Source organism: Paenibacillus sp. BC26 (genome assembly GCF_900116125.1).
GTDB classification, from domain to species: domain Bacteria; phylum Bacillota; class Bacilli; order Paenibacillales; family Paenibacillaceae; genus Paenibacillus_Z; species Paenibacillus_Z lignilyticus.
In genome coordinates this window covers 1-21,311 of the sequence record NZ_FPAD01000010.1, presented here as the reverse complement: position 1 = coordinate 21,311, position 21,311 = coordinate 1, and the positions used below count along the sequence as shown (strand labels likewise).

Sequence of the window (21,311 nt, the reverse complement as noted above, 5' to 3'; positions counted from 1 at the left end):
ACTCACCTCTTTCGTTCCATCCAGTTTTCCACAAGCTGATAAATATGATGACTTAACCTTGCTGCATCATGACGTAAATACGTGCGAAACAGTACGAGCCGGTCCGCAATAACTTCATACCCGCGCCGTTTCACTTCTTCGAGATCAAGATGCACGGCTTTCGCACCTCGTTCGGCGTACTTATTTTGCACCTGCTCGGGAATCTCGCCGTCATTGACGATGACATAATCGAACAGATGATGACCGATATGCGCATGTACCGCAGCCAAATGGTCGCTTACCGAATAATTATCCGTTTCTCCCGGCTGCGTCATGACGTTGCAAACGAACATCTTCACCGCATTGGAATCGACGATTGCTTGAGCCAGCTTAGGCACCAGCAAATTCGGGATAATACTCGTATAAAGACTGCCCGGACCGATCAAGATCGCATCGGCTTCGCGGATTGCCTCAACGGCTTCCTCGAGCGGCTCGACATCTGCCGGTTCGATAAAGACCCGCTTGATCGCTTGGCCCGCCTTCGGAATGTTAGACTCGCCCGTAATAATCGTGCCGTCCACCGTCTCCGCCTTCAGCACAATCGCTTCACCTGCTGCCGGCAGCACACGTCCGCGAACCGCAAGCACTTTGCTGAGCATCCGAACGCCGGACACGAAATCGCCGGATATGTCGGTCATTGCCGCAAGCATCAAGTTGCCTAAGCTGTGACCCGCAAGGCCGTTACCGGAATTAAACCGGTATTGCAGCAAATCGGAGAGAAGCGGCTCGACGTCAGCAAGGGCAATCAACACGTTGCGGATATCACCCGGAGGCGGCATCTGCAGTTCATTGCGCAGAATACCGGAGCTTCCGCCATCATCGGCCACCGTTACGATGGCCGTAATATCAAGCGGCTTCTCTTTCAATCCACGCAGCATGACCGACAGTCCTGTGCCCCCGCCGATAACAACAATTCGGGGCTTCTGTTCTTTTCTCCGTTCTGCCACGCTTACCTCAGCTCCGATCACGATCTGAATCTCGATGACTGACTCGAACGAGCTCTGTATCACTGCTGCCAAGCATTCGCCCTAGATATTCGGCAATGGCGACCGAACGGTGTTTGCCGCCCGTACAACCTATCCCGATAACAACCTGGCTCTTGCCTTCTTTCCGATAGAGGGGGATAAGAAACTGCAGCATATCGAGCAGCTTCGTGAGGAATGCCTGCGTTTCCGGCCATTTCATCACATACTCGAACACTTCGGGATCTTGCCCTGTATTGGGGCGCAAATGATCGACATAGTGTGGATTCGGGAGAAAACGAACATCATATATGAGATCGGCATCGATTGGGATTCCATACTTGAATCCAAATGAAGTGACATTGATAGAGATTGTATTGAGATCCGAGTTTGTGAAGCGAGACATGATTCGTTCCTTCAGCTGAGCCGGCTTCAGGTTGCTTGTATCGATAACCTGCGTTGCCCAGCCTTTCAGATCCTCAAGAATGCGTCTTTCCAGCTTAATGCCTTCCAGAGGCAAGCCTTCCGGAGCCAGCGGATGAAGTCGGCGGCTTTCCTTATAGCGCTGCACAAGCACGCCATCCGTTGCATCCAGGAAGAGAATTTCATACCCAATCGTGTAGTGCTCTTTCATATAGTTCAGCGACTCTGACAACGCCGTGAAAAACTCGCGTCCTCGTAAATCAATGACGAGTGCGACCTTACCGATTTTGCCATTAGACTGTTCTATGAGCTCCGCAAACTTCGGAATGAGCACCGGCGGAAGATTATCTACGCAGAAAAATCCGAGATCCTCCAGGCTTTGTACCGCAATCGTTTTACCAGCACCGGACATGCCTGTAATGATGACTAGCTTTGCCATCGCTGTTCCCGCTTCCACACTCAATCCCTCCCACCGTCTACCATGACTTTCTACGCGCGAATGATTAGACCTGCTGCACCGACAACGCCTGCATCGTTACCAAGAATAGCCGGTACGATTTCGACGCCTTCTTGCGCCATCTCAGGTGCTGATTTCTTGAATGCTTCACGAATTTGTTCAAACAAGAATTCGCCTGCTTTGGATACGCCGCCGCCGATGATGAAACGCTGCGGATTCAGAACAACCGCTACGGTAGCCATCGACTTGCCCAAGTAATGAGCTGCGCGAGCTACGATACGAGCTGCCACTTCATCGCCGGCTTTAGCCGCATCTACGACATCCTTCGCCATAATGTTCGGTACGAACGACAGCGAAGTACGGTCTCCGCGTTCGACAGCATCTTTCGCCATACGGATAATGCCCGTTGCCGAAGAAACAGTCTCCAAGCAGCCCATTCTGCCGCAGCCGCATTGAATGGCTTCCAGATCCGGCACGATTGGAATATGTCCAAGCTCGCCGGCCATACCAGCGAAACCTTCTACGATTTTACCGTTTATAATTACACCGCCGCCAACACCCGTTCCAAGTGTGTAGCATACGCAATCCGAGATGTTACGGCCTGCTCCTGCCCATGCTTCGCCAAGTGCTGCAACGTTTGCGTCATTATTGACTAGTACTTTTTTGCCAAGCTTCTCTTCAAGAATGGCTTTCAGTGGAACATGATCAAAGAACAGATTAACCGACTGCTTCACGATCCCGTTCGGGATATCGAGGAAACCGGCGATACCGATGCCTACGCCTTCTACTTGCTCCCACGAATACGGGGACTGTTCGACGATCAGCTTGGCATAATCAGCGATATTCGAGCAAACGGCGTCAGAGCCTTTCTCAACTTCCGTTGCTCCTTCATACGTATGCAGCAATGCGCCTTCCATACTGCAAATACCAACCTTAATTGTTGTACCGCCAATATCTACACCAACGACTATTTTCTCAGACATAATAGGCCACCTCTATAATATAAGGATCTGGGGTTACTTCTGTTCCAACTAAACTATAAGCGAACGCTTCCAACTGGTCAAGGTGAAACGGCTGCCGCCATCCTATTGGTGGCGCAGTGCGTTTCATTCCGAAGAAATACAAGGTGAGTGTAGAATGAAACCTATACAATCTTGTTTTCAAGGTGAAACGGCTGCCGCCTCGGCGGGAAATGAGCAAGACTTCGGAATGATAATAGGAGATATGAAAATGCCCCAACCGCGCTAACATGAAGTGACGCCGTCCGTTGCTACGGACAGCGTCATCCATACGTCATTTACTTGTGCAGATACACTCTTGATGCAGCATGCAGCTTGCAGCTTGCCCTTATAACGATTGACTCCAGTCATGCACGGCATGACCTTCAATGAATTTCTCGCAATCAAGTGCTGCCATACAACCGCTTCCCGCAGCAGTAATCGCTTGGCGGTACTTGTTATCCTGAACATCGCCGCAAGCGAAAATGCCGGGAATGTTCGTTTCCGATGTACCGGGCTTCACGATCAAATAGCCTGTCTCATCTGTTTCCAGCTGGCCGCCGAGGAACTTCGTGTTCGGCGTGTGGCCGATCGCTACGAAGATACCGTTTGTTTCGATAACTTCCTCTTCGCCTGTTTGGTTGTTACGCACTTTAAGGCCGGTTACAGCCATGTCATTTGCGACAACTTCCAGCGGCGTGCGATCAAGCGCCCAAGTGATCTTGCTGTTCTCGCGAGCGCGATCCTGCATGATCTTCGAAGCGCGCATTTCTGCGCGGCGGTGAACGAGTACAACCTCCGAAGCGAAACGAGTCAAGAAGTTTGCTTCTTCCATTGCAGAGTCGCCGCCCCCGACCACGATAATTTTCTTGCCGCGGAAGAAGAATCCGTCACAGGTTGCGCAAGTGCTTACGCCGCGTCCAACATTCTCGCGTTCGTTAGCAATACCGAGGTATTTAGCCGAAGCACCTGTTGAGATGATAAGGGCTTCTGCTTGAAGCTCGCCTTGGCCTTCAACTTGAAGGGTGAACGGACGCTTCGATGTGTCTACCGAATTCACCCAGCCTGTGCGGAACTCTGCGCCGAAGCGCTCCGCTTGCTTACGCATATTGGCCATCAGGTCCGGACCCATAATGCCATCAGGGAAACCCGGGAAGTTCTCAACCTCTGTCGTCGTCGTCAATTGTCCACCCGGCTCAGGACCCTCAATAATAAGCGGGTTCATGTTCGCGCGAGCCAAGTAGATCGCGGCTGTCAGCCCTGCAGGGCCTGTTCCGATAATAATTGCTTTATGCACAGTTGTTACCTCCTAAGCACGGACTCCCCTAGTCGCGACTTTCCGCAAGTCCCGGGAATGTCATTCTCATTTTTTCTTTAATTCCGCATATTTCATCAATGCGTTTGGCACATTTACTTACAGTCGCTATCGACGTCCCGTACCGCTGAGATACCTCGTGGTACGAAATTTCTCTCCGGTGCATTTTGGCCGTCAAATACTCCAGCGCAGCAGCCCAGCCTTCGACTTTCCCAAGCTTCGGCACATTGGGGTAAATCCGCGACAGAAACTCGATCCACAGCGTCAGTAAATCATGCTGCTGAACGAGATCATAATGCTTGTTCATCCGCATCAATGCAGCTTCAAGGACCGATTGCCATTTATCCTCCCAAATCGGAAGTCGTGAAGGCATCCGGCTATGCTCGATAACCGTTTCTTTGCCCTCAAGCACCGCTTTAAGAGATTCATGTACACCGATGGAACGAAGCACGAAGATCGCAATTCGTTTCAAATAGTCATCTTCCTGCGGCTCCACGATAAAATCACGCAGCGCATCCTTCACTTCATTGTCCGCAATCATGCCAAGCGCTTGGATAACCTGCAGCTTCGTATGTCTGTCGCCATGGCGCAGCGCCCAGAAGAACGAAGAGCGAACAAGCGGATCCCGCTTCATATGATCAGGCAGCGCCTCGGTCGATTTCTCCCACAGCTTAAACTGCTCTTCGAAGGGCAGATGATAATGGTAGCTCGTAGGCGCCGCATTCATCCCCTTCTCCATAAGCGAAAGCTGCTCCAGGTAGTAGCCCGGCACATGCGATTCGCTGTCCAGCTTGCTGACCTGATGCCAGAGCTTCTTAGCCTCTTCGTAACGCCCCATATTGCAGGCCGCAACGGCAGCGTAGTGGTAGAGGCACGGATCGGACTTCAACGCATTGTCCTTAAGCAGACGTATGAAATGACGGTACGCCTCGCCGTGTTCCCCTAGAATACCCATTGTGGTAGCTAGCTTAAACACATGCTCCTGATGGAACGGCACGGTTTTGCATAGCAGCTCCACTAACGGTTTCAACTGCTCCTGATCGCCGGCATGCTGATGGAAGATCGCCAGGTTGCATAACGCATGCAAGTTACCCGGTTCAATGTCCAGCACCTGATGAATCGTGACCATCGCTTTGTCGAACATGCCCATATAGTAGTAAGCCAATGCCAGATTGTTACGAGCCGCAAGAAATTCGCCGTTCTTCTCGACAATACTCTCTAGCAATCGCACTGCCTCGACAAACTTGCCTTCTTCCAGCATGGACCTCGCGCGGTCATGCTCGAAGAATCCTTCGCGCGCCTTAATATACGCCAGTTTCATCGGACGCTCCAATTCAAATTGGAGCAGCTCCATCATCTCTTCGGCTTCATCGAGAAACTGGCCCTCGGGATCTTCCTCCAGGTAGCGTACGAGTGAATCCTCAGCCGCTTCGTAATTCTCCATGTTGGCGAAGTTGTTCGCCATATAGAAATGGCATTCCGTCATCTCCGGATCGAGCTCGTTCACAATGGACGACAAGATTCGATTCGATTCCTCGTAATTGCCCATTTCTGACAAAATGCCGGCCATATTGCAGTGATTCACCGGATTATCCGGTTCATACTCGGCCGCGCGGCGGAAATACTTCAGTGCCTTGTCATAATGATAACGATCCATCGACCGAACCGCTCGCTCGAAGAAGAACGTTGCGTCCCATTGAATCGGAATGACTTTCGTGCTGTGGCTGGCTACCGCAATTTTCTTTTCTTTCATAACAAAAGGCACCTCCCCGGTACAAACAAATATTCTACGATTATACCATAGCGCGGCCTATCCTTACACGAAAGAATATGTGGGAAATCGCGGGCATTCGCCCGCGATTTCGGAGTTTGGCCTTACGTACAGGCCGTATGTCGCCTAGATTCCGGCATTTTTAAAGAGCGTGCTGATGGAGCCGCCCTCAATAATAATGCGCGTCGTTTCGGCTAAGATTGGCGCTACAGACAGTACGGTGAAGCGGTCGGAGCAGTTCTCCGGCAGCGCAATAGAGTCTGTTACCACGACTTCTTTAATATTCGGATGGTCTAATCGCTGCACAGCAGGGCCGGAGAAGAGCGGGTGCGTTGCACACACGTACACATCTTCAGCGCCGCGTTCTTTAAGACCTTCCACAACATTGACGATTGTCGTGCCCGTATCAATCAAGTCCTCGATAATTATTGGAGTCTGGCCTTCTACGTCACCGATAACATGTGTAATAACCGATTCGTTATGTGCCGGACGTTTCTTAATCATAATCGCGAACGGAGCATCCAGATAGTTAGCCAGCTTCTCGGCAGTCGAGGCGCGGCCGGCATCCGGAGATACTACAATCGGATTCTTAATGTTCTTCGATTTCAAATAATCACTGATCAGATCAAGGCCCGTCAGATGATCCACTGGGATATTGAAGAAGCCCTGGATCGCCGGCGCGTGAAGATCGATCGTAATAACGCGGTTTGCACCAACGGTCGTCAGTACGTCCGCAAGCATTTTAGCCGAGATCGGTTCACGCGGAGCCGCTTTGCGCTCTTGGCGTGCATAACCGTAGTACGGCACAATGATGTTGACGGTACGTGCGGAAGCACGCTTCGCCGCATCGATCATGACGAGTAATTCGACAAAATGATCATTGATCGGATGTGAGAACGACTGTACAAGGAAGACATCGCAGTTACGGATTGTTTCCTCATAGTGAACATAAATTTCACCGCTTTTGAAACGAGACACTTTGATTTTACCGAGCTCCATACCTAGATTCTCGCAGATCCGTTCCGCAAGTTTGGGATTCGAGGACCCCGAGAAAATACGCAGCTTGTCGCTAAACAACATAATACCCTCCTGAGCGATTAGACCACTTTTTATTTACATGCATCAAAAATACCGTTTGATTCGACACCCTTCATTATACATGGAAATCGTAATATTTCAAAAAACGATCAAATGCGCAAAAAGACCCATTATCCGCACCATTTGCGCGTTCTCGGCATCTTTCAACAGCTTGCGCGATTTGTCCCGATTTATGAACGTTTTATGGCAAAACGTCGTAGAACCGAGCACTGGCAATCAGGCTCGGTTCCTCCTATTAACAGCTTTGGATAAATTACTTCGGCTGTTTGGATTTATTATGGCGACGGCCCAGCTCTTCCATGACCTCATCCAAGGACAAGCCGCGTTCGCGGAGCAGCACCATCAGGTGGAAGATCAGATCGCTCGTTTCGCAACGCAGTTCATCATTGTCTTTGTTCTTAGCTGCAATGATGACTTCCGCTGACTCTTCGCCGACCTTCTTCAGAATCTTATCGACGCCCTTCTCGAACAGATACGTGGTGTACGCACCTTCGGGACGTTCTGTATACCGCTGTGCGATTACGGACTCGAGCTGATTCAGCATGGCGAAGCGGTCGCTTGTCAGCGTTGTCGCATTCGCGTCCACGCCTTGAATGCCGGTCACTTCATTCGTGAAGCAGCTGTACGAGCCTGTGTGACAGGCCGGTCCGATCTGCTCGACTCGCAGTAAGAGCGTGTCGCCATCGCAATCATAGTGCATCGAGACGATTCGCTGCGTATGACCGCTTGTAGCACCTTTGTGCCACAATTCGCCGCGCGAGCGGCTCCAGAACCAGGTATCGCCCGTCGCGATCGAACGACCAAGCGATTCCTCATTCATATAAGCCATCATGAGAACTTCTTTACTGTTGGCATCCTGCACGATTGCCGGTACGAGGCCGGCCTCATTCCATTTGATCGCCGCAGCAACCGATTCAATTCCTTGTCCCGTACTCACCTGATCTCGACTCCTTTCAGCCGCAAGTCATCCTTCACATCGCGGATCGTCAATTCTTTATAATGAAAAATCGTTGCCGCAAGACCCGCATCTGCATGACCCTGCTGAAATACATCGTAGAAATGCTCCACCTTGCCCGCACCGCCGGATGCGATAACCGGAATACCGATAGATTGCGATACCGCTTGCGTCAGCTTAAGATCAAAGCCGTCCTTGGTACCGTCGGCATCCATACTTGTGAGCAGGATCTCACCCGCTCCAAGCGACTCGACTTCCTTCACCCAAGCAAGTGCTTTAATGCCGGTGGCAGTACGTCCGCCGTGCGTGTACACTTCCCATTCGCCCCAAGCCGGATTGAACTTGGCATCGATCGCAACCACGATACATTGGGAACCGAACTTGCGAGCGCCATCCTTCACTAGCGACGGGTTCTTGACCGCTGCCGTATTGATGCCGATCTTATCGGCGCCGGCGCGAAGCAGACGCTTCATATCATCGACGTGGGAGATGCCTCCGCCCACCGTAAACGGAATCGTGATTTCTCCGGCCGTGCGTTTGACGACCTCGATCATCGTCGCTCTGCCTTCAACCGAAGCGGAGATATCAAGGAAAACAAGCTCGTCCGCGCCTTCCTTGTCGTAAATTGCCGCAAGCTCCACAGGATCGCCTGCATCGCGCAAGTTGACAAAGTTGACTCCTTTCACAACCCGGCCGTCCTTCACGTCCAGACATGGAATAATACGTTTGGCCAGCATCCGAATGCCGCCTCCCTTCTAGCTTCATATGTAGAACACCTCTCGTATCTAACGAGCGGTTTCACGTGAATCGATCGTCAATGCGAGAAAATTCCGCAGCAGGCTCATGCCGAGCTCGCCGCTTTTCTCGGGATGGAACTGCATGCCGTACACATTGCCTCTGCCGACAATCGCGGTAACCGGACCGTTGTAGTCGGTAATCGCGAGCAGATCATCTCCGCGCTCCGGCTTCGCATGGAAGGAATGGACGAAGTACACATGTCCTTCTTCAAGCCCTTTAAACAAAGGACTCTTCTGCTCCTTAAACGATAACTTGTTCCAGCCCATATGCGGTACCTTGAAGTCGCCGCGGAAGCGGATGACTTTGCCGGGGAGCAGTCCCAACCCTTGATGCTGTCCGTACTCCTCGCTTTCGCTGAACAGCAGCTGCATGCCAAGGCAAATGCCGAGCAACGGCTTGCCGGATGCGGCGTAGAAGCGTGTCACTTCTTCAAGGCCGGTATTCTGCAAATTCTGCATCGCATCGCCGAAGGCGCCAACTCCCGGCAAAATCGCACCGTCCGCGTCCATGATCTCCTGAGCATCGGCGGTGATGACCGCTTCATGCCCAAGTCGCTCCACGGCCTTGCTGACGCTGTGCAGATTACCCATGCCGTAATCGATGATCGCGATCATCCTACAGCACTCCTTTCGTCGAAGGCACTCCTTGCACCCGCGGGTCAATGCTTGTCGCTTCATCCAGCGCACGGCCAAGCGCCTTGAACACCGCCTCGATCATATGATGCGTATTCACGCCGTAATGTACGATAACATGCAGGTTCATGCGTGCTTCAAGCGCCAGCTTCCACAGAAACTCGTGAACCAGCTCAACTTGGAAGCTGCCTACTTGCTGAGAAGGGTACTGCGCGCGATATTCGAAAGCCGGACGGTTGCTCAAATCAATGACCACCTGTGCAAGCGCATCGTCCATCGGGACGAATACAGATGCATAACGCTTCACGCCGCGTTTGTCGCCCAGCGCTTCGCGAAGCGTTTGACCGAGGCAAATACCGATGTCTTCAACGGTGTGGTGATCGTCGATATCCACGTCGCCGCGCGCTTCCACGGTGAGGTCGAATTGACCGTGCTTCGTGAATAGATCCAGCATGTGATTCAGGAATGGAACATCCGTATCAATCTTGGAGATTCCGGTTCCATCGACGCCAAAAGCCAGCTTAATGTCCGTTTCGTTCGTCTTACGCGCCACTTCTGCCGTGCGGATTGCGAGGTTCTCTGCCATGTTACATCCATCCTTCTTTCCACTGTACCCTATATTTTTGACGATGATGAGTGCTCATCAAGGCTAACTAAACTTAAGCGTTACGCTCCCGCTCCAAGCGAATTTCGATTGCCCTGGCGTGCGCTTCAAGCCCTTCATGTCGAGCAAGCGTCATAATGTTATCCCCATTCGCCAGCAGCGCGTCCTTGCTATAGTAAATCAAGCTCGACTTCTTCACGAAGTCATCCACGTTCACAGGTGACGAGAATCGAGCCGTGCCGTTCGTTGGCAAAATATGATTCGGACCGGCATAATAATCGCCGACCGGCTCCGAGCTGTACGGTCCGACGAAGATCGCACCGGCGTTCTCGATTCGGCCGAGCAGCGCCATCGGCTCTGCCGTCATAATTTCCAAATGCTCCGGCGCCATGCGGTTCACCGCGTCGATCGCCTCGGTCATCGTTTCGGCGATCAGAATCGCGCCATAACCGTCAATGGACTGCCTCGCCGTACCTTCGCGCGGAAGCAGCGCCAACTGACGCTCAACCTCAATCGCGACAGCATCGCCAAGCGCTTCCGATGTTGTCACAAGAATCGCTGACGCCATTTCATCATGCTCGGCTTGCGACAGCAGATCCGCGGCCACGTAAGCCGGGTCAGCCGTCTCATCGGCCAGCACGACGATCTCGCTCGGACCTGCGATGCTGTCGATCGCAACAACGCCATAAACCGAGCGTTTCGCGAGCGCCACATAGATGTTGCCCGGTCCGCAAATTTTATCCACCGGCGGAATCGTCGCCGTGCCATAAGCCAGCGCCGCTACCGCCTGCGCACCGCCGACGCGGTACATTTCCTTCACGCCCGCTTCCGCAGCCGCTACCAGAATATAAGGATCAATGCCGGCTTTGCCGCCGGTAGCCGGAGGCGTCACCATCACGATTTCCGGTACGCCGGCAACCTGTGCCGGAATAACATTCATCAGCACCGAAGACGGATAAGCCGCTTTCCCCCCTGGAACGTACACGCCTACACGCTTGAGCGGTCTGAGCAGTTGTCCCAGCATTGTACCGTCCGGCTGTACATCCACCCAGGATTGGCGCATCTGCTTCTCATGGAATTTGCGAATGTTCGCCGCCGCTTCGCGAATCGCCGTCAGAAAGCCCGCATCCACGCGATCATAAGCGGCTTGAATTTCGCTCTCGGTGACGCGCAGCTGCGACTCATCCAGCTTCACGCGGTCATGCTGCTCCGTATATCGCAGCAGTGCCGCGTCTCCTTCGGTACGAACCGCGTCTACGATTTGACGTACCGCTTCATTTTGTTCCGGTGAGCCGTAGTCCACCTTACGTGTTAATCCAAACTGCTCCGCACGCAGCTTCCGCATAACGCCACCCGCTCCCTTCACTTCTCCCGCCGCTTAGAACCTTGCTTTATGGCGGCTCACTAATCCTAACTATCTATACGCCCGCTTTAGCCGCAATCGCAGTCTGCAGCTTATCGCACAGGCTCTGAATCGCATCGTTTTTCATCCGGTAGCTGACACGATTGGCAATCAAACGGCTCGTAATCCCGAAGATCGTCTCCATCTCCACAAGTCCGTTCTCGCGAAGCGTTTGCCCGGTTTCCACCATGTCGACAATACGGTCGGCAAGCCCAATAAGCGGCGCCAGCTCAATAGAGCCGTTTAGCTTAATGACTTCCACTTGCTGCCCCAATTCACGAAAATATTGCGAAGCCACATTCGGGTACTTCGTCGCCACCCGAGGTTGGATGACCGGCTTCCAATCCGGCAGCCCGATAACGGACATGCGGCATTTGGCAATACCCAGATCAAGCAGCTCATAGACGTCTTTATTCTCTTCCATGAGTACGTCTTTACCTACGATGCCGATATCCGCGACGCCGTACTCGACATAGGTCGGTACATCGACGGGTTTCGCCATGATGAAGGACATCCCCAGTTCAGGCAGTTCAATAATAAGCTTCCGTGTGTCGTCAAAATCACTCGGGATCGGCACGCCCGCTTCCCGAAACAGATTCGAAGCCACTTTATAGATGCGTCCCTTCGGCATCGCAACCTTGAGCAGCTCACGTCCCGAAGTATCTCCGGTGTATAGACCGTTGCTCGTCATGCTCATCTTGAAGTCCCTCCCTGTCCGCCGGCGAAGAATGTCAACAGCTTCGTAAACGTGACGCCTTTATAGTTCACCTGTCCATCGGCCGAATCCGATGCAGCAAGTATGGCCCGCTGAGCGTCAGCCCCGTCCATTTTCTCCGTCACTACAACAATAGCTTCGCCACTGTTGCCGCCGCTAACCGTATCCGCCTCTTCACGAAGCTCACGCGCCTTATTAAGCGCCGCATGACGTCCAGCAGCGTCATAACCGATCAGCACGCGTTCCGTTCTTGTTTCGCTTACATGGTCCCCGATCAGCTCCAGAATTCGCGTTGTCTTCAACGCAAAGCCTGTTGCAGGAGCAGGACGACCAAACTGTTTCAATAAGTTATCATAGCGGCCGCCGCTCGCTACCGGGAATCCGAGATCCGCCGCGTAACCTTCGAACGTCATGCCGGTGTAGTATTTAAAATCGCCAATCATCGTCAAATCAATCAATACATGCTCACACACACCGTACGCTTCAAGTACATCCCACATCTCGCAGAGATGCTGAATCGAAGCCTGCGCTGTCTGATCGAGGCTAAGCGCCATCGCTTGGCTGCAGATCTCCTGCCCGCCGCGCAATCGAGTGATGCCTTCCAGCTCGCTGCGCATCGCATCAGGCAGTGTCAGCTTGCGCAAGCCTTCGCGGTACCCCACGTAATCCCGCCCCAGCAAATAAGCCTTCAGCTCTTCTTGCGCAGCCGATTGCCCCGGCAATGCTTCCTCGAACAAACCGTTCAGGAAGCCAACATGCCCGATCGCAATCTTGAAGCGGTTCACGCCTGCTGCTTTAAGCGAAGCGATCGCAAGGGCAACAACCTCGGCATCCGCCTCAGGGGAAGCGTCTCCGACAAGCTCAACGCCGGTTTGGAAGAATTCCGCCTCACGGCCTGCTTCCTCTTCGATCGCACGGAACACGTTGGAATGATAAGAGAGGCGCACAGGGAACTGTGCATCCTTCAATACGGAACTAACGACGCGCGCAATCGGCGCCGTCATATCGGAGCGAAGCACCAGCGTCGTACCGCGATTGTTTAGCAGCTTGAATAGTTTCTGGTCGGAAGTCGAACTCGCGACACCGACTGTATCGTAATACTCCATCGTAGGGGTCATGATTTGCTCATATCCCCAAGAGCTCATGCAAGCAAGCACTTGATTCTCAATTTGTCTCAGCTTCGTTACGGCATGCGGCAAATAATCTTTCACGCCAATCGGCTTCTCAAATACCTTCGGTTTAGACATTATATGCTCACCTACAATGCTTTAGTTAGTTAACGTGTTACCATATTACCATACTGCCAAAATAAAGGATTAGTCGTAATAATAACACGCGACTCCCTATCCGTCAATACATCGGCATCCAACTATTCGCGCCTGTAGATATAGAAAAAACGGAGAGCATCGCTCTCCGTTTCTGACCCGCAAAGAGTGCCGCTAAGTACCTTGATCCGTCCCGCTGCGAATAACCGCAATGGGGTTCCCGCCAACGAAAGCTCCGGGCGGCACATCCTTATGTACAACCGATCCGGCTGCGACAACCGCACCATCCCCGATAACGACTCCGGGAAGGATCGTTGTGTTCGCCCCAATCATGACACCGGATCCGATTCGGACTTCGCCAAGCCGGTATTCCTTGATCAAGTACTCATGCGTCAATATCGTCGTGTTATAACCGATGATGGAATTGTCCCCAATGCTGATCTTCTCCGGGAAAAACACATCTACCATGACCATGAGTGCAAACGCGCAGTGACGCCCTACCTTCATGCCAAGCACATGCCGATAAATCCAGTTCTTCACCGGCAAAGAAGGACAATAACGCGCTATCTGGATGAAGATAAAATTCCGTACGGCCTTAAATCTGCTGACCGTACGGTATACTTGCCACAGGGCATTTGGCCCTTCGACCGGATAACGCTCAACGTTTCTCAAGTGGTGCTCTACTCCAATCCCGCGAATGCATACAGCTCGCGCATGTCGTGAATCACATGACGCGCACCGCTTTCCTTCAGCTTCGCTTCACCTTTCAGGGACCACGCCACCCCGACCGAGATAACCCCTGCCGCTTCCGCAGCTTCAATGTCGACCACGCTATCGCCAACCATCAATGTCGTCGCCGGATCTGCGCCTAATGCTTCCAGCGCTTTAAGAACCGGCTCCGGATGCGGCTTCGGATGCTCGACATCTTCAATCGTCACGATCGCGCCCGGCTCCACGTAATCATACAAGCCTACATAACGTAATCCGCGTTCCGTCGTCAGGCGCATTTTGGTCGTCACGATCCCGATTTTAATCCCGGCTTCATGCAGACGCGCGAACACTTCCGCTACCTGTGGAAAAGCCGATACATAATCATCATGCATTTGAAGATTGATCTCACGATAAGCCGCAACAAGGTCCGTAACGTCCTCACGTCCAGAGAATAGCTGCATTTGCATGGTGAGCGGCTGTCCCATGCTTGGTATAATATGCTCCCGATCAAACTCGGGAGGGACGATTCCTTTAAGGGAATGCAAGAACGATTGAATGATCAGCTCATTCGTGTCCATAATCGTGCCGTCTAAGTCAAACAACATTGTTTTCACTACTGCTGCCATGCGATTATTTATTACTCCTTTAATGTCGATTCTCCGTGACCGCCGGCGGATTCCTTGTCCGTCTCCTTGCGCTCAACCTTCTTCTCAGTCGTTGCACCTGCAGGCAAACCGGTTTTGTAATTGATAACCGGATCGCTGTAACGCGCATTCGCTTCACCCGTAGTACGGCGTCCGATGATCATAGCGATTGCCGCGATAATCAGCAGCAACGAGATCAATTGCGAAATCCGAATGTTACCCTCTGCAGGGTTCAAATAGCCTTGATCGAAAACAATGCCCATCGGCGACCATAGGGCATTCATAAAGGAAGCCGCCCAAGAAGCGCCATGGAAAGCCAAGCTGTCCGTACGCAAGGCTTCAATGAAGAAACGTCCGATCGAGTAACCGATAAAATAAGTCATCAGCAGCTCACCTGCCCGTAAGAACGGACGACGTCGAATGACAAGCAGCACGACCAGCACAAGCAGGTTCCACATTGATTCATATAGGAAGGTTGGATGGTGGAATACACCGTCCACATTCATATTGGTTACGATCCAATTCGGCAAATGAAGCGTGTCGCGCAGGAAGCTCTCTTCAACAGGTCCGCCGTAGGCTTCCTGATTGACGAAGTTGCCCCAACGACCGATCATCTGGCCGGCAATAAGCGAAGGCGCACAGATATCCGCGATTCTCCAGAAGCTGTAGCCTTTATATCGAAAATAAATAATACCGCAAATGAACGCACCTATGAGCGCTCCATATATCGCAATACCGCCATTCCAAATCTTGAAGAAATCGAGCAAATTGCCCTTATACTCATCCCACTTGAACGCTACAAAATAAATGCGCGCACCAAGAATAGCGGACGGTACGCCAAGCAGCAATAAATCCATGAAGAAATCCGGAGACAAACCGAATCGTTTTCCTTCGCGGACTGCAAGCAGCAATCCCACAAGCGCTGCCGTACCCAAGATAATACCGTACCAATGCACAGTAATCGGGCCCAGCGAAAAAGCAATTGGATCTAAACGTAATCCATACATGCGTCAACGGCTCCTTCTCTCTCCATAATCGATGGTTTGACTACCAATTCACGGTATCCATGAAAATCAATCAAAATCATCCGAATCTTCAGCGATGGTTTCTGTCAACTTATTCGTAAACTGCAAGGCTGCATTGTAACCCATCCGTTTCAGCCTGAAGTTCATCGCAGCCACTTCGATAATAACCGCCAAGTTTCGGCCCGGACGGACGGGAACTGTCACGATCGGCACATCGGTATCGATAATTCTCGTCGTCTCTTCATCCAGACCAAGTCTGTCATACTGCTTGTCCGCCTGCCAATTCTCAAGCTTGATGACAACGCTGATCTTCTTCATGTTGCGAACTGCACCGGCGCCGAACAGCGTCATGACGTTGATGATACCTAGGCCGCGAATTTCAAGTAAGTGGCGAATAAGTTCAGGTGCTGTGCCATGCAATTGTCCATCTGAAGTTTGACGAATTTCTACGGCATCATCCGCAACAAGGCGATGGCTTCGCTTCACCAGCTCAAGCGCTGTCTCACTCTTACCGATACCGCTGCCGCCCGTTATGAGCATACCGACACCATAGACATCGACAAGAACACCATGGATGGTAGCCGAAGGTGCCAGTTTCCGTTCAAGGAAATTGGTAATCCGACTTAAAAATATCGTCGTAGCCGCGTTGCTGCGAAGTACCGGAATTTGCTTCAAATTAGACTGCTCGAGCAATTCTGCCGGTGCCTCCATGCCGCGGGTTATGATGAAACATGGCGTTTCATCATCGCATAGCCGTTCCATGCGATCGACACGTTCTTGTTTGCTAAGCGTATCCATGAATGTAATTTCGGTTTTCCCCAGAATTTGAACACGTTCTTTCGGATAGTAGTCGAAATAACCTGCTACCTCAAGTCCGGGGCGCGATAAATCGTCTAACGTAATGCTGCGGCGGAGTCCGTCTTCCCCACTTAGGATTTCAAGCTGAAATTGACTTACCAGATCGGACACTTTCACTTTCTTAGCCACTATTTCGGCCTCCTCAAAATCGCAGCCAGCTACGAGTTGTTAGATTAATTAACCAGATATCGTTATCGTATCGGAAATAACAAATAAAAACAACCGCCCGATAATTCGGGCGGTTGTCAGGAAAGGCTCAGCGCCTTATTTTATACTTCAAATACATTCAGTTCGCTCTCTTTGTCGAAGACATGAACTTTGTTCATATCAAGAGCAAGCTTCACGTTTGTACCTTCTTTAACGCCGGAGCGGCCGTCAACACGAGCGATAACTGTGTCTTTGCCAAGACCGTTCAGGTACAAGAACATTTCGTGACCAAGGTTCTCAGCAACTTCAACGTGAGCGTTCACGATTGTTTGCGGGGAAGCTTCGTGGAACACAGGCTCTTCGTGAAGATCCTCAGGACGAATACCAAGGATGATTTCTTTGCCAAGAAGGCCTTTGTCTTTCAATTGTTGTGCTTTGCCATCTGGAACAAGAACGTCGATACCAGTCGATTTGAAGCGAATAGCACCGTTAGCTTCGCTAAGCGTACCTGTGATGAAGTTCATCGAAGGAGCGCCGATAAAACCTGCTACGAAAATGTTAACCGGGTGGTTGTACAGCTCTTCCGGGGAAGCAGCTTGTTGAATGATACCGTCTTTCATAACGACGATACGGTCACCCATTGTCATTGCCTCGATTTGGTCATGCGTTACGTAGATAACAGTAGTTTCAAGACGTTTAGCCAGTTTGGAGATCTCCGCGCGCATTTGACCACGAAGTTTAGCATCCAAGTTAGAAAGCGGCTCATCCATCAAGAATACTTGCGGTTCACGAACGATTGCGCGGCCTAGGGCAACACGCTGACGTTGACCACCGGACAATGCTTTTGGTTTACGGTCAAGCAAATGCTCGATATCAAGAATTTTAGCAGCTTCACGAACGCGTTTGTCGATCTCTGCTTTTTTGAATTTACGAAGTTTAAGACCAAAAGCCATGTTTTGGTATACGTTCATGTGTGGGTACAAAGCGTAGGATTGGAATACCATCGCGATGTCGCGGTCTTTAGGGGCAACGTCATTAACAAGACGCTCGCCGATGAACAGTTTACCCTCGGAGATTTCTTCCAGACCTGCGATCATCCGAAGTGTTGTGGATTTACCGCAACCCGATGGACCGACAAGAACCAAAAATTCTTTGTCTTTAATGTCAAGGTTGAAATCTTTTACGGAAGCGAGATCAGTTCCCGCGTATTTTTTGTAAACGTGCTCTAAGCGTACACCAGCCATTGTATTTCCCCCTAAAAGAAATAGTGTAATTCAATAACCTTAGTGTATATCAGTTGCTGTCCTAATGACTATGCACATACTTTACAAAAAAACTACGACCTTTTCGTCACTTTATACAATAGTAAAATAATTTTGACTAATACCGCATCACGGAACTGCCGAACATCGAGTTCTGTCTCTTGTTTAAGCTTATCAAGTCTGTACAGGAGTGTATTCCGGTGAATATAGAGTTTCTTCGCCGTTTCACTTACATTACAGTCCAGACTGAAGAACGTTTCCAGCGTCGTTAAGATCTCCGGGTCCAGAAAAGCATCCGTACGCTTCAGCGCTTGCTCTACGAATTTAAGCCGATGTGTTTCAGGGATCGTGTTTAACAGCCGCTCTAAATGCAGCAGCCACGGTAAATGAATATTGGATCCGATATGAAATGTTCGTCCCAGGTGAACCGTCTCACGCAGCAGCGCAGTCGTTCCGACCAACGAATTGGCCGGAGAGATCGGTTGGGATACGGCCAGATGACACTCCCCCATCCACTCGCTCGTCAGCATCTCATGCAGACCGTTGACGATGGAGGCTAAGCTTTCCTCGACCGATTCCTGTTCTTCGTCGTCCCGTTCCTCGGACTGCGCTTCATGGATAAGCGAAACAGGTCCCAATACAAGCCATTCTTGTTCCTTCAGCGGAATAATAATGACTTCTTCCGCCAGAAACGTACGAAGCAGCTTCTCCAATTCGCTGTAGCTGGATCGGCCCGATTCTGCCTGCTCGCAGACGAGCATGAAAGGAATCATGGACGAGAATAGTCTTCCGCGTGCGATAAGCCGCTCCGGCAGCGTATGCTTCGGTTCCGCGGAATCAAGCTGCTCATCGATCCAAGCTCCCAGCTCGCGCGCATAACGCTCGGATTCCGTAACGCCCTCGTAGCTCTTGGAACGTACAGCCAGCATTTCGGATAACGTCCAGCTAATGAGGCGCTGTTCCTTCTCGCTTAATTGGCTTCGTTCAATTTCAAGCAGATCGACGGTATGCACGTTAACGTTCATAACGAACCAAACAGTTCCTTCGGTTCCATGCACGTAATCGCCAATAGATACTGCATTATTTTTAAGTGATGATTGCTCTTCCGTACTCGCACTTTCCTCGGCCAGCATTTTCCAATCTTGAATTGGCAATTGATGCTCTCGGACCGGGCAATCCAGAACAGCTTGCAATTGCGCTATCCATTTTGCTTCACTCATCGGCTTGCCCCTATCCTATCCACGCATAAATGCGCTTTATTATATAAGGAAGCATACGATCTAAACAGGCTTCGCTTATAATCTAGAAAGAAACGCCAGTTCACCGGATTTCAACGGCGAAAGCTGTTTCTTCTTGGGACATTGTACCATAGATTGGGATCTATTTCAGCTTAAGGCAAGGAGCAGGACGATCGATAATAAGGAGAACAACGCGGCTACCAGGTAGATGAAGGAGACCGTTTGAATCTGAGTTAACCCCCAGCGCATCAGAACATGATGGGTATGCAGCTTATCCGCCCTGTGCAGTCCCTTGCCCGAAAGCAGTCTGCGAAGCATGACGACCGCTGTATCCAGAATCGGTACGCCGAGAGCGAGAAGCGGCACAGCCACGGTCACAAGCGTAGCGCTCTTGAAAGCACCGTCTACCGCGGTTACGGCCAGCGCATAGCCGAGGAAAGCAGCACCGGCATCGCCCATGAAGATTCTTGCCGGATAGAAATTATAGATTAGAAACGCCAGACATGCTCCAACCAGTATAACGGCCAGCATGGCAGTAGAAGGCTGATGCTTCAGCAGCGCGGCAATAAATAACGTCAATGATGAGAAGGTCGAGACACCTGAAGCGAGTCCATCTACACCATCAATGAAATTAATCATATTGATCAGTGCAAATACCCAAATAATTGAGCTTATTGTGCCGAGCCATGTCGGAAAATGGATCAATCCGTTCGGACTCGATAGCCCTACGATTCGAATACCAAAGAACAAAGGCAACGTTGCCGCAGCCAAATAAACCAGCACACGGGGCCATACCGGAAATTCCGCTCCGTTCGCTTTCGCCGCATCATCGGCTAAACCAATGATGACAAGCATCAAGCCGCCAATGCTGATCGTCATGCTAAGTGGGGTTGCGCCTTGAAAAATAAACAACGTTATGACTATCCCTGCATAGAGCGCAGCTCCGCCCATCAGCGGAATGGGGGTGCGATGGATTTTACGCGAAGATGGCTTGTCTACAAAACCCATGCGGATTGCGTACTTCCGCAGAATCGGCACCAATACGGCAACAATGGCAAAACAAAGCACGGCAGCTAATACGTATTTCATCTCTATGTGACCCCCTGAACAGCCCTTTGTGTTCAGTTTACCCGCAGCAGTATGAAATACTCTGACCCCCCATGTAATATTGGGCTTAAAAAACAAAAAAACCTGCAGGTCAATGACCTACAGGTGAATGGTTTATGAAATGGTGAGCCATGTAGGACTCGAACCTACGACACCCTGATTAAAAGTCAGGTGCTCTACCAACTGAGCTAATGGCTCTTACTTGAAAGGAAATGGTGGAGGGCGATGGATTCGAACCACCGAACCGTGAGGAAGAGATTTACAGTCTCCCGCGTTTGGCCACTTCGCTAGCCCTCCATATGAAAATGGTGGCTCGGGACGGAATCGAACCGCCGACACGAGGATTTTCAGTCCTCTGCTCTACCGACTGAGCTACCGAGCCTTATTGATTTAGTTAAATGGCGGAGCCGACGGGATTCGAACCCGCGGTCTCCTGCGTGACAGGCAGGCATGTTGGGCCACTACACCACGGCTCCGCATTTAAAAATTATGGTGGAGGCTGACGGGATCGAACCGCCGACCCTCTGCTTGTAAGGCAGATGCTCTCCCAGCTGAGCTAAGCCTCCATATAGGTGTGGTAGCGGCGAAGGGACTCGAACCCCCGACCCTCCGGGTATGAACCGAATGCTCTAGCCAGCTGAGCTACACCGCCACACAATTGCCTCAAAGTACCGCTTGTCCATCACGACTGAGGCAGCCGTAATAATCAGAACTTACGCCCTGAAAACTGGATACGAACCTTTGCGAAGGTTTTGTTTAGCTGATCTTGTCCGAAGTTGAACATCCGAGCGAATGTTCGTAGGATAAGCCCTCGACCGATTAGTATTCGTCAGCTGCATGCATTGCTGCACTTCCACCTCGAACCTATCAACCTGATCGTCTTTC

The 21,311-nt window shown here is 51.3% G+C and carries 21 protein-coding genes, 6 tRNA genes and 1 rRNA gene; all 28 read right to left on the bottom strand.

The features are described from left to right. Positions 1-2 precede the first annotated feature (2 nt). Entirely contained in the window at positions 3-986 is a 984-nt protein-coding gene (gene yvcK, locus BM412_RS31320; protein WP_091225631.1) for a gluconeogenesis factor YvcK family protein, read from the bottom strand. Positions 987-993: 7 nt separating this feature from the next. Next, positions 994-1,863, bottom strand: coding sequence for an RNase adapter RapZ (rapZ, locus tag BM412_RS31315; protein ID WP_091225630.1), 870 nt, complete (start codon positions 1,861-1,863; stop codon positions 994-996). Positions 1,864-1,913: 50 nt separating this feature from the next. Beyond that, the gene (locus BM412_RS31310; protein ID WP_091225600.1) at positions 1,914-2,864 is read right to left on the bottom strand and encodes an ROK family glucokinase; all 951 of its coding nucleotides are present in this window, start codon (positions 2,862-2,864) and stop codon (positions 1,914-1,916) included. A gap of 261 nt (positions 2,865-3,125) precedes the next feature. Then, the gene (locus tag BM412_RS32725) at positions 3,126-3,251 is read right to left on the bottom strand and encodes a hypothetical protein (protein ID WP_256256683.1); all 126 of its coding nucleotides are present in this window, start codon (positions 3,249-3,251) and stop codon (positions 3,126-3,128) included. Next, positions 3,229-4,176 carry a thioredoxin-disulfide reductase gene (gene trxB / locus BM412_RS31305; RefSeq protein ID WP_091225599.1) on the bottom strand — a complete coding sequence of 316 codons (948 nt, stop codon included), beginning with the start codon at positions 4,174-4,176 and terminating at the stop codon, positions 3,229-3,231. The genes BM412_RS32725 and trxB overlap by 23 nt, the downstream gene beginning before the upstream one ends. A gap of 28 nt (positions 4,177-4,204) precedes the next feature. Beyond that, the gene (locus BM412_RS31300) at positions 4,205-5,947 is read right to left on the bottom strand and encodes a tetratricopeptide repeat protein (RefSeq protein ID WP_091225598.1); all 1,743 of its coding nucleotides are present in this window, start codon (positions 5,945-5,947) and stop codon (positions 4,205-4,207) included. A gap of 144 nt (positions 5,948-6,091) precedes the next feature. Continuing rightward, on the bottom strand, positions 6,092-7,042 hold the full coding sequence (locus BM412_RS31295; protein WP_091225629.1) for a ribose-phosphate diphosphokinase: 951 nt from the start codon (positions 7,040-7,042) through the stop codon (positions 6,092-6,094). A gap of 274 nt (positions 7,043-7,316) precedes the next feature. Further along, entirely contained in the window at positions 7,317-8,000 is a 684-nt protein-coding gene (gene hisIE / locus BM412_RS31290) for a bifunctional phosphoribosyl-AMP cyclohydrolase/phosphoribosyl-ATP diphosphatase HisIE (RefSeq protein WP_091225597.1), read from the bottom strand. Beyond that, positions 7,997-8,755: an imidazole glycerol phosphate synthase subunit HisF gene (hisF, locus tag BM412_RS31285; RefSeq protein ID WP_091225596.1), complete on the bottom strand. Its 759-nt coding sequence runs from the start codon at positions 8,753-8,755 to the stop codon at positions 7,997-7,999. The genes hisIE and hisF overlap by 4 nt, the downstream gene beginning before the upstream one ends. Before the next feature lie 48 nt (positions 8,756-8,803). Further along, entirely contained in the window at positions 8,804-9,430 is a 627-nt protein-coding gene (gene hisH / locus BM412_RS31280; protein WP_091225595.1) for an imidazole glycerol phosphate synthase subunit HisH, read from the bottom strand. Between the two features lies 1 nt (position 9,431). Further along, the gene (gene hisB / locus BM412_RS31275) at positions 9,432-10,034 is read right to left on the bottom strand and encodes an imidazoleglycerol-phosphate dehydratase HisB (RefSeq protein WP_091225594.1); all 603 of its coding nucleotides are present in this window, start codon (positions 10,032-10,034) and stop codon (positions 9,432-9,434) included. A 73-nt stretch (positions 10,035-10,107) separates the two neighbouring features. After that, on the bottom strand, positions 10,108-11,397 hold the full coding sequence (hisD, locus tag BM412_RS31270) for a histidinol dehydrogenase (RefSeq protein WP_091225593.1): 1,290 nt from the start codon (positions 11,395-11,397) through the stop codon (positions 10,108-10,110). 73 nt (positions 11,398-11,470) lie between these two features. Continuing rightward, the gene (hisG, locus tag BM412_RS31265) at positions 11,471-12,145 is read right to left on the bottom strand and encodes an ATP phosphoribosyltransferase (protein WP_091225628.1); all 675 of its coding nucleotides are present in this window, start codon (positions 12,143-12,145) and stop codon (positions 11,471-11,473) included. A 2-nt stretch (positions 12,146-12,147) separates the two neighbouring features. Further along, complete coding sequence (locus BM412_RS31260) at positions 12,148-13,416, bottom strand: ATP phosphoribosyltransferase regulatory subunit (RefSeq protein ID WP_091225592.1); 1,269 nt, start codon at positions 13,414-13,416, stop codon at positions 12,148-12,150. A 192-nt stretch (positions 13,417-13,608) separates the two neighbouring features. Then, entirely contained in the window at positions 13,609-14,106 is a 498-nt protein-coding gene (locus BM412_RS31255) for an acyltransferase (RefSeq protein WP_091225591.1), read from the bottom strand. Positions 14,107-14,114: 8 nt separating this feature from the next. Continuing rightward, a complete protein-coding gene (gene ppaX / locus BM412_RS31250) occupies positions 14,115-14,771 on the bottom strand; it encodes a pyrophosphatase PpaX (protein ID WP_091225590.1) in 657 nt (218 codons plus the stop codon). 11 nt (positions 14,772-14,782) lie between these two features. Beyond that, entirely contained in the window at positions 14,783-15,796 is a 1,014-nt protein-coding gene (lgt, locus tag BM412_RS31245; RefSeq protein WP_091225589.1) for a prolipoprotein diacylglyceryl transferase, read from the bottom strand. Between the two features lie 66 nt (positions 15,797-15,862). Next, a complete protein-coding gene (gene hprK, locus BM412_RS31240; RefSeq protein WP_091225588.1) occupies positions 15,863-16,801 on the bottom strand; it encodes an HPr(Ser) kinase/phosphatase in 939 nt (312 codons plus the stop codon). Positions 16,802-16,941: 140 nt separating this feature from the next. Beyond that, positions 16,942-18,063 carry an ABC transporter ATP-binding protein gene (locus BM412_RS31235; RefSeq protein WP_091225587.1) on the bottom strand — a complete coding sequence of 374 codons (1,122 nt, stop codon included), beginning with the start codon at positions 18,061-18,063 and terminating at the stop codon, positions 16,942-16,944. A gap of 92 nt (positions 18,064-18,155) precedes the next feature. After that, positions 18,156-19,301: a PucR family transcriptional regulator gene (locus BM412_RS31230; RefSeq protein WP_091225586.1), complete on the bottom strand. Its 1,146-nt coding sequence runs from the start codon at positions 19,299-19,301 to the stop codon at positions 18,156-18,158. 165 nt (positions 19,302-19,466) lie between these two features. Then, complete coding sequence (locus tag BM412_RS31225; protein WP_091225585.1) at positions 19,467-20,408, bottom strand: MraY family glycosyltransferase; 942 nt, start codon at positions 20,406-20,408, stop codon at positions 19,467-19,469. Between the two features lie 140 nt (positions 20,409-20,548). Continuing rightward, a tRNA-Lys gene (locus BM412_RS31220) sits at positions 20,549-20,624 on the bottom strand. A 15-nt stretch (positions 20,625-20,639) separates the two neighbouring features. After that, positions 20,640-20,723: transfer RNA gene (locus BM412_RS31215), tRNA-Tyr, on the bottom strand. A 9-nt stretch (positions 20,724-20,732) separates the two neighbouring features. After that, positions 20,733-20,808 (bottom strand) — tRNA-Phe (locus BM412_RS31210). 17 nt (positions 20,809-20,825) lie between these two features. Beyond that, positions 20,826-20,902: transfer RNA gene (locus tag BM412_RS31205), tRNA-Asp, on the bottom strand. 14 nt (positions 20,903-20,916) lie between these two features. Beyond that, positions 20,917-20,992: transfer RNA gene (locus BM412_RS31200), tRNA-Val, on the bottom strand. Positions 20,993-21,001: 9 nt separating this feature from the next. After that, positions 21,002-21,078 (bottom strand) — tRNA-Met (locus BM412_RS31195). Positions 21,079-21,225: 147 nt separating this feature from the next. Next, positions 21,226-21,311, bottom strand: a 23S ribosomal RNA gene (locus BM412_RS31190); the annotation flags it as partial.

Coding starts and splice junctions, on each gene's coding strand:
- rapZ (WP_091225630.1), bottom strand. CDS start 1,863: ATGGCAAAGCTAGTCATCATTACAGGCATGTCCGGTGCTGGTAAAACG.
- BM412_RS31310 (WP_091225600.1), bottom strand. CDS start 2,864: ATGTCTGAGAAAATAGTCGTTGGTGTAGATATTGGCGGTACAACAATT.
- BM412_RS32725 (WP_256256683.1), bottom strand. CDS start 3,251: ATGACTGGAGTCAATCGTTATAAGGGCAAGCTGCAAGCTGCATGCTGC.
- BM412_RS31300 (WP_091225598.1), bottom strand. CDS start 5,947: ATGAAAGAAAAGAAAATTGCGGTAGCCAGCCACAGCACGAAAGTCATT.
- hisF (WP_091225596.1), bottom strand. CDS start 8,755: ATGCTGGCCAAACGTATTATTCCATGTCTGGACGTGAAGGACGGCCGG.
- hisH (WP_091225595.1), bottom strand. CDS start 9,430: ATGATCGCGATCATCGATTACGGCATGGGTAATCTGCACAGCGTCAGC.
- hisB (WP_091225594.1), bottom strand. CDS start 10,034: ATGGCAGAGAACCTCGCAATCCGCACGGCAGAAGTGGCGCGTAAGACG.
- hisD (WP_091225593.1), bottom strand. CDS start 11,397: ATGCGGAAGCTGCGTGCGGAGCAGTTTGGATTAACACGTAAGGTGGAC.
- hisG (WP_091225628.1), bottom strand. CDS start 12,145: ATGACGAGCAACGGTCTATACACCGGAGATACTTCGGGACGTGAGCTG.
- BM412_RS31260 (WP_091225592.1), bottom strand. CDS start 13,416: ATGTCTAAACCGAAGGTATTTGAGAAGCCGATTGGCGTGAAAGATTAT.
- ppaX (WP_091225590.1), bottom strand. CDS start 14,771: ATGGCAGCAGTAGTGAAAACAATGTTGTTTGACTTAGACGGCACGATT.
- lgt (WP_091225589.1), bottom strand. CDS start 15,796: ATGTATGGATTACGTTTAGATCCAATTGCTTTTTCGCTGGGCCCGATT.
- BM412_RS31235 (WP_091225587.1), bottom strand. CDS start 18,063: ATGGCTGGTGTACGCTTAGAGCACGTTTACAAAAAATACGCGGGAACT.
- BM412_RS31230 (WP_091225586.1), bottom strand. CDS start 19,301: ATGAGTGAAGCAAAATGGATAGCGCAATTGCAAGCTGTTCTGGATTGC.
- BM412_RS31225 (WP_091225585.1), bottom strand. CDS start 20,408: ATGAAATACGTATTAGCTGCCGTGCTTTGTTTTGCCATTGTTGCCGTA.